The sequence below is a fragment of the bacterium genome (assembly GCA_030685015.1).
Classification (GTDB): Bacteria; CAIWAD01; CAIWAD01; order CAIWAD01; family CAIWAD01; genus CAIWAD01.
In genome coordinates this window covers 1-15,581 of sequence record JAUXWS010000105.1, presented here as the reverse complement: position 1 = coordinate 15,581, position 15,581 = coordinate 1, and the positions used below count along the sequence as shown (strand labels likewise).

At 58.8% G+C, this 15,581-nt stretch carries 11 protein-coding genes and 1 pseudogene; 6 read left to right on the top strand and 6 right to left on the bottom strand.

The features are described from left to right. The first annotated feature begins 216 nt into the window (after positions 1-216). Positions 217-1,569, top strand: coding sequence for a SpoIIE family protein phosphatase (locus Q8O14_15340; GenBank protein MDP2362101.1), 1,353 nt, complete (start codon positions 217-219; stop codon positions 1,567-1,569). Positions 1,570-1,618: 49 nt separating this feature from the next. Here Q8O14_15340 and Q8O14_15335 read toward each other — a convergent pair whose 3' ends face one another. Beyond that, positions 1,619-4,402 carry a S8 family serine peptidase gene (locus Q8O14_15335; GenBank protein MDP2362100.1) on the bottom strand — a complete coding sequence of 928 codons (2,784 nt, stop codon included), beginning with the start codon at positions 4,400-4,402 and terminating at the stop codon, positions 1,619-1,621. 71 nt (positions 4,403-4,473) lie between these two features. Between Q8O14_15335 and Q8O14_15330 the strand changes: the two genes are divergently transcribed. Together Q8O14_15330 and Q8O14_15325 are read left to right on the top strand one after the other, a co-directional pair. Beyond that, on the top strand, positions 4,474-5,643 hold the full coding sequence (locus Q8O14_15330; GenBank protein MDP2362099.1) for a hypothetical protein: 1,170 nt from the start codon (positions 4,474-4,476) through the stop codon (positions 5,641-5,643). 11 nt (positions 5,644-5,654) lie between these two features. Then, the gene (locus Q8O14_15325) at positions 5,655-6,431 is read left to right on the top strand and encodes a hypothetical protein (GenBank protein MDP2362098.1); all 777 of its coding nucleotides are present in this window, start codon (positions 5,655-5,657) and stop codon (positions 6,429-6,431) included. A gap of 165 nt (positions 6,432-6,596) precedes the next feature. Here Q8O14_15325 and Q8O14_15320 read toward each other — a convergent pair. From Q8O14_15320 to Q8O14_15305, 4 genes and pseudogenes are all read right to left on the bottom strand, one after another. Next, positions 6,597-6,980 (bottom strand): annotated as a pseudogene (locus tag Q8O14_15320) (SUMF1/EgtB/PvdO family nonheme iron enzyme). Between the two features lie 381 nt (positions 6,981-7,361). After that, entirely contained in the window at positions 7,362-8,771 is a 1,410-nt protein-coding gene (locus Q8O14_15315; protein MDP2362097.1) for a DNA-processing protein DprA, read from the bottom strand. A gap of 5 nt (positions 8,772-8,776) precedes the next feature. Further along, positions 8,777-10,840: a RecQ family ATP-dependent DNA helicase gene (locus tag Q8O14_15310; protein MDP2362096.1), complete on the bottom strand. Its 2,064-nt coding sequence runs from the start codon at positions 10,838-10,840 to the stop codon at positions 8,777-8,779. Between the two features lie 823 nt (positions 10,841-11,663). Next, the gene (locus tag Q8O14_15305) at positions 11,664-12,332 is read right to left on the bottom strand and encodes a helix-turn-helix domain-containing protein (GenBank protein ID MDP2362095.1); all 669 of its coding nucleotides are present in this window, start codon (positions 12,330-12,332) and stop codon (positions 11,664-11,666) included. Between the two features lie 136 nt (positions 12,333-12,468). On the opposite strand from Q8O14_15305, the gene Q8O14_15300 reads away from it, so the two are divergent. The 3 genes from Q8O14_15300 to Q8O14_15290 are packed head-to-tail and all read left to right on the top strand — an operon-like array spanning position 12,469 to position 14,797. Next, positions 12,469-13,251 (top strand): hypothetical protein, encoded by a 783-nt coding sequence (locus Q8O14_15300; GenBank protein MDP2362094.1) that lies wholly within the window; start codon positions 12,469-12,471, stop codon positions 13,249-13,251. Positions 13,252-13,262: 11 nt separating this feature from the next. Next, positions 13,263-14,024 (top strand): hypothetical protein, encoded by a 762-nt coding sequence (locus tag Q8O14_15295; GenBank protein MDP2362093.1) that lies wholly within the window; start codon positions 13,263-13,265, stop codon positions 14,022-14,024. After that, the gene (locus Q8O14_15290; protein ID MDP2362092.1) at positions 14,021-14,797 is read left to right on the top strand and encodes a hypothetical protein; all 777 of its coding nucleotides are present in this window, start codon (positions 14,021-14,023) and stop codon (positions 14,795-14,797) included. The genes Q8O14_15295 and Q8O14_15290 overlap by 4 nt, the downstream gene beginning before the upstream one ends. Before the next feature lie 105 nt (positions 14,798-14,902). On the opposite strand, the gene Q8O14_15285 is transcribed toward Q8O14_15290, so the two are convergent. Beyond that, the coding region (locus Q8O14_15285) for an SUMF1/EgtB/PvdO family nonheme iron enzyme (GenBank protein MDP2362091.1) at positions 14,903-15,581 on the bottom strand (679 nt) is incomplete at its 5' end.

The following is a 15,581-nucleotide window of genomic DNA, read 5'->3' as shown; positions in this document are numbered from 1 at the left end:
CTGCCAGGCTGAGCCAAGGGATCACGGCAGTGACGGTCCCGCCCTGGACCAGCATCCCCTCGCAGGCCGCGCCCGACCGGCCTCCTTCACCTCGAATCCAGTTCAGTCACCTTGACCCGTCCTGCCTCATAACTTAGGTTCCCCTTACTATTCAAGCATATGCAAAGTGGAGACCCGGGAATCCACCGCCAGCCAGGCTGCAGCGCAGGAGTGTCCATGCATCAGGATCTTGATTCCAGCAGCGCCGCCACCCAGGGCGCCGCGCCACCCGACCTCCGGCGCGCCGACCATCCGCTCGCCTGCTGCGGCGCTCCGCGGCTGGCCAAGCTGATCGAGCAGATCGGACAGATCAATTCCAGCCTGGAGCCGGAGCGCCTGCTGGCCTCGATCATGCATTCGGCGGCGGCCATCCTGCGCACCGAGGCCAGCTCCCTGCTCCTGCTCGACGAGGCCAGCGGCGAGCTGGTCCTCCACCTGCCCACGGGTCCGGCCAGCGCCGAGATCACCGGCCGCCGCATCCCTGCCGGCCAGGGCATCTGCGGCTGGGTGGCGCGTGAGGGGCGGGGCCTCTTCAGCAACGACCCTGCCCGCGACCCGCGCTTCTTCGGCGAGCTGGCCGGCAGCTTCGTCACGCGGAACCTCACCTGCGTCCCCGTCAAGCGGCCCGACGGCCGCGTGATCGGCGTCCTCCAGGCCCTCAACCGCCGGGGCGAGACGCCCTTCGACCGGGAGGATCTCGCCCTGCTCGAGGCTCTGGCCGACCAGGCGGCCATCGCCCTGGAGCGCGACCGCCTGCACCGGGAGTCCTTGACCCACACCCGCCTGGTGGAGCAGCTGGCCCTGGCCAACGAGATCCAGAAGGGCCTGTGGCCGGTGGCCGGCGCCCTGGACGGCACCATCAGCGTGGCGGGCTTCAGCCGTCCCGCCAGCCAGGTGGGAGGTGACTACTACGATTTCTTCCGCCTGGCCGACGGACGGATCGGCCTGGCCCTGGGCGACGTCTGCGGCAAGGGACCGGCCGCCGCCCTCCTCATGAGCGCCCTGCGCTCCACCCTCCGCTCCCACCTGGAGTACGACCAGAGCCTGGACGAGATCATCGCCCGCGTCAACCTGAGCCTGCTGCGCGACTCGCCGGAAGGATCCTTCGCCACGCTCTTCGCCGGCATTTACGATCCGCGGACCCGCATGCTGGACTTCGTCAACGCCGGACACAACCCGCCCCTCCTCGCCGAGCCCTCCACCGGGGGCCTCGAGCGTCTCGAGATCGGCGGGCCGCTGCTGGGGGCCTTCGATTTCGTCGACTTCCAGACCGGCCGCCGGGAGCTGCACCCGGGCCAGGTGCTGGTCCTCTTCTCCGACGGCGTGACCGAGGCGCTCAACCTGGCCGAGGAGGAGTTCGGCGACCACCGGCTGGAGGCCCTGGTGCTGGCTTGCCGGCCGGCGGACGGCCCCCAGGCCCTGATCGACGATGTGCTGGACGCCGTGGACGCCTTCGTGGGCGCCGCGGCTCCCTTCGACGATCTGACCCTGCTGGTCCTCGAGACGGCCTCCGCCCTTCCCCCGGCATGAGCAAGGGGGCCGCGCGGGCCCCCTTCCAGCATGCTCCGGTGGCAGCGCTTCAATTCATGGCGATCACGCGGTAGATCCGCTGGCCGTCCGCCGGCGCGGGCCCGCTCCAGCCCGGCGCGCCCACCACGCCGGCCCCCGTCCAGGCACCGCCCAGGACGGGGGCGCTCTCCACCCGGTAGGCCGTGGCGCCCGCGACAGGACTCCAGTCCAGCGCCACCTGGCCGGTCTGGACCGCGATGGCCAGATCGGTCACGGGTCCCAGCCCCGCCTCCACCGGCAGCAGGCCAGTGGTGAAGAGCAGGGCCAGGCCCGGGGCAAGGGCCGGGTTGGTGGAGGGCAGGATGCCGCCCGGCGTGTTGACGCCGTTGCCGCGCCCGTAGTAGTACTGGAGGCCCACGGCGCCCGCCGGGTCCTCGATGCCCACCGTCGTGTTGTCCGTCTCCCCCACCTGGGCGTACTGGAAGAGGATGGCGCCGTCGCCCGTGACAGTGGGGTGCTGGGCCGGATCGAAGAGGATCGCCTGGAAGCGCTCGAAGTCCGTGGCCGGCGTGTACTGGCGGATGTCGAAGAACTCGACGATGAAGCGGCCGTCCGCCACGTCGTGCCAGGTGCTGATCTCGCCCGAGGCGGCCTGCTGCGGGGAGAGGTCCTCCCAGAAGGGGGCGAGCACGGCGTTGGGCTGGGCGGCCGTGGGAATGGCCTGGCCGCGGTACTCGGTGCTGGTGGTGGCGCCCAGGGCCAGCCAGCCGTTGCCGCAGACGGAGAGGGTGGTGAAGACCTGGCCGTAGTAGGTGAAGGGGAAGGGCAGGGCGATGGTCTGCGTCTGGTCGTCCGACGTGTAGACCAGGGCCGTGCCCGGGCCGCCCTGCTCGGGGCTGATGGTGGTCCAAGCGTAGACGGCGCGGTTGGCGCCGCGCAGGGTGACGACCTGGTCGCCGGCCAGGGTGAGGACCGTGCGGCTCCAGTCGGCGTCGCCGGGATCGAAGGCGCGATAACCGTGGGCGTCGGCCTCCTGGGGATCATGCAGCTCGCCCGGCGCCGTGCGGCTGATCAGCGCCACCTCCTGGCCCAGGGGCACCTGGAAGGAGAAGCCGCCGGACCCGTCCGTGATCTGGGAGGGCAGCGGGGCGCCCTGGATCTCGATCTCGCCGCCGGCCAGGGGCAGGCCGTCGCCGCCCAGCAGGACGCCGGAGAGGGTGGCCATGGGCGCCGCGGCCAGGGCGGCATTCAGCGTGGCCCCGCCCTCGGCCGGCATGGTGAGGGGCAGCTCGGCCGTCTGGTGGCCGTAGGCGCTGAAACTGAGCAGGTAGTCGCCGGGCTGGAGGGCCAGGATGTAGGCGCCCTGGGCATTGCTGGTGGTGCTGCGGTTGCCCGGACTGGCCACGACGAGGGCGCCGGCGAGGGGATCGCCCGAGGCCTGGCTGCTGACCACCCCTTCGAGCAGGCCGCCGCCGTAGGTGGAGAGTTCCAGCGCGGCGTTGAAAAGGTTGAGGCGGCCGCCGGAGACGGTGATGCCCTGCAAGGAGGGCTTGGGATCCGTCGTGTCGAGGATGATCTGCTTGAGGGTGAGGGCCGCCCCCGCCGGGTCGGCGTTGTACTCGGCCGTGAAGCCAGGGCTGGCCACGCTGTGGAGGAAGCCGATGGCACCCGCCACGTGGGGCGTGGCCATGGAGGTGCCCGTGAGCGTGCTGGTGCCGTTGCCCGTGTAGGTGGAGAGCACGCTGGTGCCCGGCGCCCCCAGGTCGATGGTGGTGGCGCCGTAGCCCGCGCCGTTGTACTTGACATCCGTGTTGGTCGTGTTGGTGACGGTCACCAGCCAGTCGCTGGAGCAGCCGGTGGGCACGTCGCCCTGGACGTCCACGTTGTAATTGGCGTTGGCCGTGGCGGCGGCGGAGAGGATGCCCACCTGGCCCATGGCGTTGTACACGTCGTTCCAGGCGGGGTAGGAGCCGCTGGCGCAGTTGGCCAGGTCCACGCCGAAGCTGGAGTTGGTGGCCACCACGTTGGCGCCGCTCGCTCCACCCGTCTGCAGCCAGCGCGTCTTCTGCACCAGCACGTAGTTGTAGCCTGCCACGGCGATGGAGGTGGTGCCGCTGGAGGCGGCCACGGCCATCAACTTGACGTTCCAGTTGATGCCGGTCACCTGGCTGCCGTCGTTGCCGCGCGCCCCCACCGTGCCCGCCACGTGGGTGCCGTGGCCGTTGGAGGGGATGCTGCCGTCCCCGGCGTAGGCGTCCCAGCCGTTGATGTCGTCCACGTAGCCGTTGCCGTCGTCGTCCACGCCGGGGGTGCCCGCCGCCTCGGCCGCGTTCACCCAGAGGTTGGGCGCCAGGTTGGAGTGGGTCAGCTCCATGCCCCCGTCCACGATGGCCACCACGATGGGGTCGCCGTTGCCGTCCAGGCCGCCCGTGCCCAGGTCCCAGGCCTCCGGCGCGTCGATGTCGGCGTCGGGCGTGCCGCCGCCCTGCCCCGTGTTGTGCAGGTCCCACTGGCTGGACCACATGGGATCGTTGGGGAAGGTCTGGCGCCACTGGAGCTTGTGGTCGGCCTGGGCCCAGCGCAGGGCGCGGTTGCCCTCCAGCTCGGCCAGGGCCTGCTCCACGGAGAGACCCTCCTTCAACTCCACCAGCCAGATGCCCAGGGAGGGGGCGAGGGCGCGGGCCGGCTCGCAGCGGTCGTCGGCCAGCCATTGGCGGGCCTCGGCCTCGTCCTTCACGTCCTCGCCGAAGCGCACGAGGATCTGTCCCTCGACATAGGGTGTGCCGCCTGTGGTCCAGGCCGAGGCGGCGCCGGCGGCGAGCAGGCTGAGCAGGCAAAGGGTGGGCAGGCGCATGAGGGCTCCCTCTCATTGGTTGGTGACGCGGGCGCCGCGCGGCACGGCAAGCCCCCGGCGGGGAGCAGCGGGTGGATGGTCGCGGCGGCGTTGGGCGAGGCGAAGCTAAGGAAGCTCCTCCGTCCGCCCAATGGAAAAATGGAAGAAGGACGGGTTGGCCCGCAGCCGGCACGAAGGCCTGTGGGGTGGAATGGTCATCCGTCATCCACGGGGCCACGTTCACCCGCATCGGCTATGCCACGGGCACGACCTTCACCCACTGGAACCAGGCAATCCAGGATCAAGGGCCCTGCCTCGTCCATTCCAGCACAGGATTGTCCCGTCGGCTGGTGCATGATGGATGTTGTGGCTTGCGACATTCCCCATTGAATCTTAAGGCCGGATTTGCCACCCTCGCGCACCCACGCGTCACAGGCTTCACAATCCAACATCGACATCTGCCCAGGAGTCCAATTGCAGCTGGGATCGGCTACACCACAGGCACAACTTTTACCCATCGCAACCAGGTAGGCCAAGAGCGTGGCTTCTATCGGGTGCTATCGGAAGACAACGGGACGGGGGTGGTCAGGATGGTTGGGGCAAGTGGGCAGAGCGGTGAAGTACTCACTTGGGAAAGTAGTAATAATTCCAAAAGTAAAACATCAGGATGGTGTCCTATGAATGCCAGACAAATGATCTCCCCTGCCTTGGTACTTCTCTTGTCTTCTACATGCCAGGGATTAGTCAATGGCGGTGGTGCGATCAGCTTCGGCTATATCAACAAAAGCACCGTCGAAGGGGATGAAATCGGTGAAAGTGGGCTGTTGATTGGTGATGCCTTTCTTCATGGCAAGTATCTTGGGACGGCTTTGGATGTAACTTTATTGACGAAATACAATTATGAGATATATGGCAGAAATGTCAGTGCTGGATGTAACTTTCTTCAAATGAAATTGCTTCTTGGGAATAGATTTTCAATGACAAGGGGCTACATCTATCCGTACGTTTCTGGCGGTCTTGGTTTCTTCATCTTAACCGGCACAGATAGTCATCCTCATAGCTTTGGTGAAATTGATATTGAAGAAGGTGGTAGGTTAACAACTATTGGTGCAGGTACTTATTGTGTTTTCGGTCAGAATGGAATTTTCGTTGAAGCATCCAGACTGACCGGTGATTATCCTCCTGGCGAAGCGAGTAACATTCTAATACAGGGTGGAATTATTTTTGCGACCGAAGTTCACGGCAAACTTAAGAATAGATAAGGAGTCTAATTGTGAAAGCATACTCGTTTATAGAGATAAATTACGCTTCCGTTTCAGCCATTAGATTAGTAATGATGCTATTTTCTGTTTTAATGGTTTTCGGATGCGAGTCTGAAATGGAAGATAACAATGTCAGAGTGAGTTTTCCAATTATTGACACTTTAGGCTCTGGTAGAATGACTTGGGATGGGGATAACTTGTGGGTTGTTAGCAGTTATATATCATTTTCTCGGTACCTTTGCTGTCTTGATGAAGAAGGTGAAGTTATTGACTTCTTTCCCGCGCCTGGTGGGCGTTGTGGAGCAATCGAATGGGATGGTGAATATTTTTGGGTTCATGATGGCCCTATAACATACACAATCACGACCCCAATTATAAACGTTTACAAAGTTGATAGAGAGGGTAATGTATTGTTAAGTTGGCAATCGCCAGTACCTCATCCACAAGACATTGTTTTTGATGGACAAGATTTATGGCTTTTCAATGGTGTTTGGAGCCAAGTATCGATAAATGGTCAATTAATATACTCAATGAATAATTCTACATTTAATAGTGGAGCTTGTTGGGATGGAAACTATATATGTTGTGTTATGCATCCAAGTAGATTGAATCCAAATGAAGATAGGTGGTCTACTATTTATAAATTGAACTACTATGGATCTACAGCTGACTCTATCAAAGTTACCGGGTATCAGTTTTGGGGACTAGCGTTTGATGGATCAGATTTCATGACTATTGGAATTCGAAGAGGCGAATCAAACGGACATATGCTCTACATTGATTTCTAACATCACAGTCTGGATGTCCAATGGTTGATTGCTAATCCTTCCATATTGGGCGGTCCTGCAGATGCGGAAACCAACATTGCTGGTACGAGTGTTCGGGTTTCCCGCATTATTATTAGCACATTTCAATGCAACATCACTATTATCCCAATGACCACCGCGGAACACCTAAAGACTGCCAGTAGAAGGGCCTAAAGGATCGATTTTTTGATCAGCTCTGTAGTCATCATACCAATCATTGCACCACTCTAATAGAGTACCAGACATATCCTGTAATCCTAAACAAGATGTACCAACAGGATTACTTCCAACTGGACTTGTCCACCAAACACAAAATTCTTCATTATAAAAGTTTGCTCTTTGGCAATCAGGCGATTTATTGCCCCAATTGTAAGAACGATTATCATTATATCTTACACCAAACTCCCACTCGGCCTCTGTTGGTAAACGATAACCTATTGCTCCATATTGACTATTAGAAGGAGTGATGAGTTCCCAGTTCTCATTGTAATACGAAGGGAGCCCATCCATTAAACTACGCCAGTCGCAATAACATACGGCACCGTACTAACTAACCTCCTTTACAGGTAACTCCTCTAGCTCATATCCGTTTGGATATGCCCAACCAGGTCCAATGCTACCGGACACTCAACAGAGAAATGAGCGATGCTATCATTTAAATGCAATCGCCCATGCGATCAGGAACGTGGATTCCGCCGGGTTCTTTCAGAAGACAATGGAACGGGTGTGGTTAGGATCGTTGGACCAGCGTTTTCGAGATTTCTCGCCACACGATCTAATCGTAGAAAAACGCGCCCGGCCGCAACCTCGCCGGGAGCGATGGCGGGGCCAAAGCTCATGGCCCAGCCCGGCATTTGCAGCCAGGACAGGGCCAGGGCTGCCATCATGCCCTCGTCATGCCGCGTTCCATGGTCACGATTTGGTGGCCTTGGATCCCTTCGGGCGATCTTCTGCTGGATCTGGCTCCTCCTCAAGGAGCGGCAGAGGTTGAGGCTGGGCCCGGTAGCGAGCCGGTCGCACGGAGCGCAGCAGGATGCCATCCTTGACCAGCTTGCCGATCCATGCCTTCGCCTGCTTGGGCGTCACGCCCCACAGCTCCGCGATCTCCCTCTCGAGCAAGGGTTCGGACAGGCGGGAGGCCAGTGACCGCACCAAGAGGTAGAGTTCACAAGCCATGGTGGATGCTGGCGCCACGCTCGCCTTGCACACTGGCTGGGCGACTGGACTGGATGCGGGGGCCATGGCGGAACTCGCTAGTTCCTGCACGTCTGGGGCAGCACCCGCCGGTGATTCGCGCACACGTGTCGGGTCGGGCTTGGCCGCGAGGACACCCGGGTCATCCAGGGCCAGCTGATAGGGATTCGACAAGGCGCCGGTGCTTTCCATGCTTTTGATCAACTGGTGCAGTTCAGCGGGGCCGCGGGGCTCCGGCCACCGACTAGCTCCCTTGCGCACCAATGCCGACAGGCCTTTGCTCTGATCGTGGTCGTCCCGCACGAGCACGGGCACGAAGCGCAGTTTCTCGAGTTGCTCAACAGCTCCCGCCCAGGTCCCCCCCCGGTTGTGGTCCGAATCCTCCACCAAGGCCAGGTCCGCCAAGGCATAGATCAGCTTGTTGCGCTGCATGGCATGCCCAACCTGGAAGCGGGCGGAAGGATCGTAGGGCGAGGTCAGCACCAGGCGGCGATGGATCAGGGCCTCCCGCGAGCTACGTTCGAGGGCGGCGCGTTCCAGGCTGTCGGCCAAGATCCCGGCCGCCCTTCCCCCCTCCTCCAACGAGGCGGCCATGGCGGCTTGATCGATGCCCCGCGCCCCGCCCGAGATGATCATCACATCCGCGGCCGCCGCCAGTCGACCCGCCGCCCGGGCGTGTTCCAGCGCCGCCGGGGATGCATCCCGGGAACCGACCACGGCCAGCCCGCCCTGATCCAGCAGACCTTTGTCGCCCACACCGTACAACACGATGGGCGCCTCCTCGCGCAGCCGTTTCTTGTAGCGGTCGGGGTAGGCGGCGTCGGCACGGCTGATCACCCAGATGGCCCGCGCACTCCAGTGTTCGATGGCTTGGCTCAGTTGAAAGCCGCGATTCAACAAGCGTGAAATCCGTGAGGGATCCAGCGGGACCGGCAGCCGCTGCATCAGGCTCAGGCCCGCCGGACCCATCAAGTCGGCCGGCTCAGCCTCGTTGTCGCGCAGCATCCTCGCCAGCACTCTGTACTCGCTGGGTTTCAGCAGGTCCCCCTCGGCGACACCCCGACCTGTGATCAGGGGCGCGGTGAGCATCAACATGGCCTGGGTGTTCGGGCTGATTTGGGAGAACATGGTGTCTATCCTGTTGTGGCCAGAGCCAAGGGAAACACGGCGCCACCGCCGTGCTCGCGAAGAAGATAGGCCCCCAGGGTCAGTGTCCAGCGCGAGTCCACCATGTCGTCCACCAGCAAGACGGCCCCAGGCAGGACGGCCAGTGCATTCACGCTGAGAGATCCGTCGACATTGCGGGCCTGCTGGATGGAATTGGCCATGGTCTTCTGCTCCGGACGATGCCCTGTCTTGCGCAAGGATTCCTGGAAAGGCAGGCCCAGCTCCGCTGCCAGGCGCCGGGCAAAATCCGGCACCAAGCGGGGGTGACGCAAGGATGGTACAGCCGTGACCCACTCGATGGGTGGTTGTGGCCGCCATGCCCGGATCATCCTGGCACAAGCCTGCACGAGGTCATCCGAGAAGTGTCCATCCTGGTACTTCCCCTGCCGAACCAGACTTCCCCAGCCCGCATCACCCCAGGCACAAAGAGCCCGTCCTTCCTCCATCTGGAATTTGGGAGAGATCCTCCCCTTCTGGTCGAGTGATGGCATCCCGCCCGTTGGCCAAAGCCTGCGTGGTTCAATGACGAGCTTCGTGCGCCTGAGGAACTCGATGGCCGCCTGGACCAGGGCCGGCTTGGTTCCGGCGGGCAAAGGGTCAAGGCGGGGCGGCTGAATGCCCCTGGCGTCGCCATCCAGCGCATGGATCAAGAACTCCATGTGGCCCTGTCGCAAGGCCGCATACTCTTCCATTTGCGCCTGCTCGGCCCGCCGCAGGATGGTCAATCGCTCGGCGCGCTCCCAGAACTGGGGGCTTAGCTGCGCCGCGGTCAATTGCCAGCGGCTTCCATCCTTGACGATGGGCGCCGGCGACTCCAGCGAGAGGAGGAACAAGGCCTTCTCCACACGGCCCTTGCTGAGATTGATCCGGGCGAGGATCTCAGGGATGGAGAGGCCTTGGGCTTCCTGATCAAGGGTGGAGAGGACCTGCCGCACTTCCTCCCGCGTGGGGAAAGCGGAGTTGATGAAGTAGTCCGTGATGTCCGCGTCTTCCGCGCCGCTGAACAGCACGCCATAAGCGGCTTCCAGGGCGCGTCCGGCGCGTCCCACCTGCTGGTAATAGGCCACGGCGGAACCAGGTGTCTGGTAGTGGATCACAAAGGCCAGGTCCGGCTTGTCAAAGCCCATGCCGAGGGCCGTGGTGGCCACCATCACCTTGATGCGGTTTTCGAGCAGGGCATCCTCCAAGCTCTCGCGATCCGCGGAATCGCTGGTGTAGGCCTGGGCGAGCATGCCGCGCGAAGCCAACCACTCCGCCACCTGCCTGGCATCCCGAACGGTGAGGGTGTAAACGATGCCGCTGCCGGGCAAGGCGGGGATCCGCTCCGCCAACCAGGCCATGCGCTCGGCCTGGCTGGGCATGGTGATTGTCTGCAGAAGCAAGGATGGCCGGTTCAGATCGCCACGCATGACCTCCAGACGTGGACCCAGGATCGAGCGCAGATCCTCCATCACCCGGTCATTGGCCGTGGCCGTTGTGGCCAGCAAGCGCAAAGTGGGGGGCAAGGTTCGCACGATGCGTTCGATGAGCCGGTAATGGGGTCGGAAATCATGACCCCAATCTGATATGCAATGCGCCTCGTCAATGACCAGGAGACCAACCTGAGCGGCAATGGGGGCCAGCACCTTGCCCGTGAAATGCTCGTTGGCCAAGCGTTCCGGCGAAATCAACAGCAAGTCGATCTCATGGCGCGCCAGGCGACTCTCGATCTCCGGCCAGTCCTGCTGGTTGTCGGAATGAATGGTGGCCGCACGTACCCCCATTCTCTCCGCGGCACGGATCTGGTTGCGCATCAGTGCCAACAAGGGTGAAATCAAGATGGCCGGCCCGCTGCCTTGCTCGCGCAGGAGGCGCGCCGCGATGAAATAGACGAAGCTCTTGCCCCAGCCTGTCTTCTGCACCACCAACAGGCGACCCCGGCCCTCCACCACATGACGGATGGCGTCTTCCTGGCCTTCTCGAAAGGATGCCGCGGGAATGCCGGAGCCGATGCGCAGCAGTTCCAAGGCCCTGGCCGGGGAATAGTTCATGGGCGAGCTCATGGCCGTGAATGTCGCTAAACGATGGCCCCACTGGTAGCCTTCGGCGGTCATGGTGGGTAGGAAGGCATGCCCGCGGAGGATCTCCCGCTTGGCCCAAAAGAATGGCTCGGGCGGGCAGGACCCAGTGGAAGGTTCCGCTAACGCGGAACCCCTCGGAGGACCCTCATCGCGGCAAACCGCGCTGATGGTCGAGCGGGTCGGCGTGTTCGCGGACAATGTTCGCGACACGGGCCTTGGTCGTCGGCGCGAACACGCGAATCCCTATGGCAAGGCGTGCCAAGCGCACGCCCCATGTATTCCTCTCCGTTCATGCAAAAGGCCCTGGCGGGCCATCTTGGCCTTCGGCGGTCGCGTTGGGTGGGATAGCACGCCCGGGTCAGATGTCCCGCTTCGCCCATGAGAATGGCTCGGGCGTGCAGGACCCGGCGGAAGGTTCCGCCAAGCGCGGAACCCCTCGGAGGACCATCATCGCGGCAAGCCGCGCTGATGATCAAGCGGGTCGACGGAGTCGCGCATCAGGTCCACAGAGCAGCGATGTGACTCGTCGCGACTCCGTGAATCCCTAAGGAAGGTCCCGCTAAGCGCGGGACCCACATATGCCTCTCCGTTGAAGAAAAAGGCCCTGGCGGGCCTTTTTCTTCAACGGAGAGGGAGGGACTCGCCAGACGCATTTCTTGCCTATCCGTTGATGGTCATCATTTCTTGTTGATTATCATAACTTTACGTGCCGAGTTTCGCAATGTCCGACCGCCAGAAACAGCTGAAAAATGGTGGATCTCGTCAGCTTTTTGGGCACATTTTGGGCACACGGTCAGCGTTTCCTTATGCCCGCGAGGTATGCATCCAGGTCCACCTTCAGAAATTTCTTGGATGCCGTGCGACGGATCAGCCCTTCCGCCACTTTCTGACGAAGGGTGCTATCCCCGATCCGCAGATATGCGGATGCCTCGCGGGTCTTCAACACATCCGGCCACCGGGTGACAGCCAGGTCTTCGTCCTCCGGCTTGTGTAGGAGCTTCCTGGTCAGGTATTCCTGCAAGGGCAGGTCGCCGATGTTGCGTCGGATTTTGCTGTGCGTGCCATCCTTGTCGGGCACAACGAGGGCCTTAACCGCCAAGATGCCGGGGTTTCCCGCCACCACCCACAACACAAGACACTTCGTGCCCGCCAGCAGGATGACTTCATCACTCTCCCGCACCACCAGGTCCTGCACCGTGTGGCCTTGGCGGATGGTGACGCTGACAACCGATGCCTTGTCCACGGGCTCCACAACGTGTAGCACGCCGTTTGCAGACACCACGCTCAACACGTAGTCCACATCGACGGCTTGGGCACTGGGATGATGGCCGAGATCCTTTGGGTAGATCTGGTCGATGGCACCCAACATAACGCCAACATCATAAGGCGGATCAAAGCGAAGTTCTGCCCGGTAGCAATCCTCCCCGCGGTCGAGGTAATGGATGTGGTGGCGGATCTGCACGTCTCTGGCCTACCTGAAGTAGTTGATCTATCAAAGATAGTATCCCAATGTCACTCTCCTGACTTCTTCCTTGCATATTCCGTCTTCATTTGCCTTCGTTTCGGCATCCTCCCCCGCGTCAATGGCCGGAGTTCTTATGAAGATCGCTTGGTTGTTTATCGTGCCTGTGGTGACTTTCGCCCAGATTGGATTGAAGCACACTGGGCAGATGGCCAACATCTCACTATACAATGGTCTAACCTCTTGGCTTGATATCGATGTGGACGGCGATGGCGTATTGGAGGTAAATACTGGATATTCGGCAGGACCACAAGGTGGGATAGGATTACTAAATGTCATTACCGGTCAGATGTATGTAATACCTGCAAGCATGAGTGATATGTATGCACTTCCGTCGAATGTTTGTCTTTGTAAGTGCCGAAATCAATGGGTTGGTGAATTCGTAAACGGGTCTAATGATGGCATCTATGTTTATGATATAAATACTCGTGAAATCATTTTCCAAGGGCTGACAGCCGGTGGAGTTCAGAGAGTTGTGTGCAGAGATTACGACGCTGATGGATTGGATGACATCTTTGTATTCTCTCCAAGAACAGGTTACGGAGATGACCCGACTTGTTACACATATCAAGTCTATGGTGTTGGTTCTTCCTTCCTCGCTTCCCCCGGGCAAACCCTCGACATCACGACCATTGGGCCAGATGTCCTGCTGACTTGGCAGTCCGTCCCGAATGCAGATGGCTATCGAGTGCTGTGGTCCGCGGATCCGGACGCACCCTGCTTCACACAAGTCGGCTATGCAACAAGCTCGACCTTCCAACACATAGGCTTTGGCGATGTACCAAAAGGCTTCTACAAGGTCATCGCTGTGACAGCTGGTGGACGTTCTGGGCCTGTGGCTGGGGAAGGAAGGCGTTAACGGGGCATCCTATGAAATCCATCATCGGTTCCTTTGCAGTCTTGGCCATCCTGCATCAGGGATGGGCACAGGAGATTGTTCTGAAGGCAACATTTCATCCACAAATGTCTTTAACTTCAATGCTAACGGCAGTTCGACAAGTGGTTCCGACTGATGTAAATTGTGACGGTATTGACGAGATACCTATCCTTCCGTGCGGATTTTTTGATACTATAACAACAGCTCCTTACTTTCTGCCTTTTTGCAATAATAACCATAGCTTTGCTTATAACAACATATTTGTAGCAAAAATGAGAAATCCTGGAATTGCGGAATATATCGCTATTGATAATACTTATCAACCATTAAAATGGAAATTCATTGACATATACTCCGGTGACCTTTTGACCGAGCAAATTGTTCTTGGTGATCAAATTATGATATACGACTTTGACAATGATGGGCTTGATGATGTCCTGATCCCCTTGGATATGACTACCTTTCAGGTATTCGGAGTAGCCACCGGCAATCCGCCCATCTCGCCTCCCCAGGAACTCTACATCCAAACGGTAGGCCAGGATTACGTCATCAGCTGGTCTGCGGTGCCTACGGCAACGGCATATCGTGTTGAGTGGTCATCTGCCATCGACGGCGTATCCTTTACCAGGATAGGATACACCACGGAGACCTCGTTCACCCACAGGAACCAGGCCGACCAGTCACAGGGATACTACCGGGTGCTGTCGGAAGATAACGGCACAGGGGTGGTCAGGATGGTTGGGAGCACAAAATGAATGTGAAAATGTTGACCTTGGCCACCTTGTTGGCTGGGAGCGGTTTGGTCTGGGCACAAGACATTGTGCTGAAGGCAAGTTTTATAAGCTTTGGCACGCCTGGTGGTTTAAGTTGTTCAGCCAAGGTTATGGAACCAATTGACGTAAATAATGATGGATGCAAAGAATTGCCTACTGGAAATGGTTATTATGATGCTGTTTCTCTTCATAGATATACCATTCCTTATGAAATAAGATATGTTTATCCACAGGGAAGTGGATCATCATACCATATTGTTTACGGTTTGCAAATGAGAAATCCGGGATCGGGAGAATACTTCTATAGAATACCAAACACGCAAACTTGTCAGATTATCGACATCGAAAGTGGAGCACTATTGGCCTCACTTCTTGTTCACGGCGGTCCAATTGTGTTAGACTATGATAGCGATGGTTTTGACGATGTCATAGTTCAAGTTGATGCCAGCAACCAAAACTTTGCTGTCTACGGCATCGCCACCGGCAATCCACCTATCAGTCCGCCACAGGAACTTGACATCCAGCAGGTTGGCCAAGACTACGTGATCAGCTGGACCCCAGTGCCTACAGCGACTGCGTATCGGATTGAATGGTCCTCTGCCTTGGATGGTGGGGTCCGCTTCACCAGGATCGGCTACACTCCCAGCACAACCTTCACCCACCGCAACCAGGTAGACCAGGAGCGTGGGTTTTACCGGGTGCTGTCGGAAGACAATGGGACAGGGGTGGTGATGATGGTTGGGCAAGGTAGGTGAAGTGGTTGGAGTTGGTGGGGTGGTGAGGATTTTGAAGGGAGGGGGAGGAGGTAGAAAAAGGGGATCAAGATGACCCCCTGATATCTCGTCTGCTCTTATAATTTTCTATCTTATCGTCTTACATATTCTAAATCCGTGTGTCGCATCAGCAAAAGAAATTGGCGAACCTATAACTCTAAAAGAACATGAATACATATAATTCCCTTGCGTGTTTAGCCAACTCCCACCTTTGTAGATTTTGCTTGTGCCAAATTCTGGACCGATTGGATCTATAACTGAATCGGTGGTGTAATCATATGACCAGTCATTACAATATTCCCAAACATTTCCTGCCATATCCATAATGCCAAGCAAGCCGGATCCATCTGGAAACGAACCAACTGGAGTTGTTCCGCCATACCATTGATGAGCATTGACGATTTCAGGAAGCGGCCCAAAATCCCCCCACGGATAAATTCTATGATCATTATATTGATCAGCATATTCCCACTCGGCAGATGTTGGAAGACGATATCCATTACTTAAATAAGGATTATGGAATTCATTGTTGTCTAAATTGCCATTATAAAATGGTTCAAGGCCAGTTATGGCTGACAGCCAATCGCAGTATTCTATCGCACCATAAAATGTAACTCCAGTAACTGGATGATTGTCGCTCGCCTGTCCATGATAAACGCCGTAATAAACTTCGTTGAGTAAGAATTCATTGCCGACAAATCCTATCATATATTCTTGATTAATATGCAAAATCACATTACCGTTCATTACAACATCATTTTCAACT

Coding starts and splice junctions, on each gene's coding strand:
- Q8O14_15300 (MDP2362094.1), top strand. CDS start 12,469: ATGAAGATCGCTTGGTTGTTTATCGTGCCTGTGGTGACTTTCGCCCAG.
- Q8O14_15310 (MDP2362096.1), bottom strand. CDS start 10,840: ATGAACTATTCCCCGGCCAGGGCCTTGGAACTGCTGCGCATCGGCTCC.
- Q8O14_15295 (MDP2362093.1), top strand. CDS start 13,263: ATGAAATCCATCATCGGTTCCTTTGCAGTCTTGGCCATCCTGCATCAG.
- Q8O14_15315 (MDP2362097.1), bottom strand. CDS start 8,771: ATGTTCTCCCAAATCAGCCCGAACACCCAGGCCATGTTGATGCTCACC.
- Q8O14_15335 (MDP2362100.1), bottom strand. CDS start 4,402: ATGCGCCTGCCCACCCTTTGCCTGCTCAGCCTGCTCGCCGCCGGCGCC.
- Q8O14_15290 (MDP2362092.1), top strand. CDS start 14,021: ATGAATGTGAAAATGTTGACCTTGGCCACCTTGTTGGCTGGGAGCGGT.
- Q8O14_15340 (MDP2362101.1), top strand. CDS start 217: ATGCATCAGGATCTTGATTCCAGCAGCGCCGCCACCCAGGGCGCCGCG.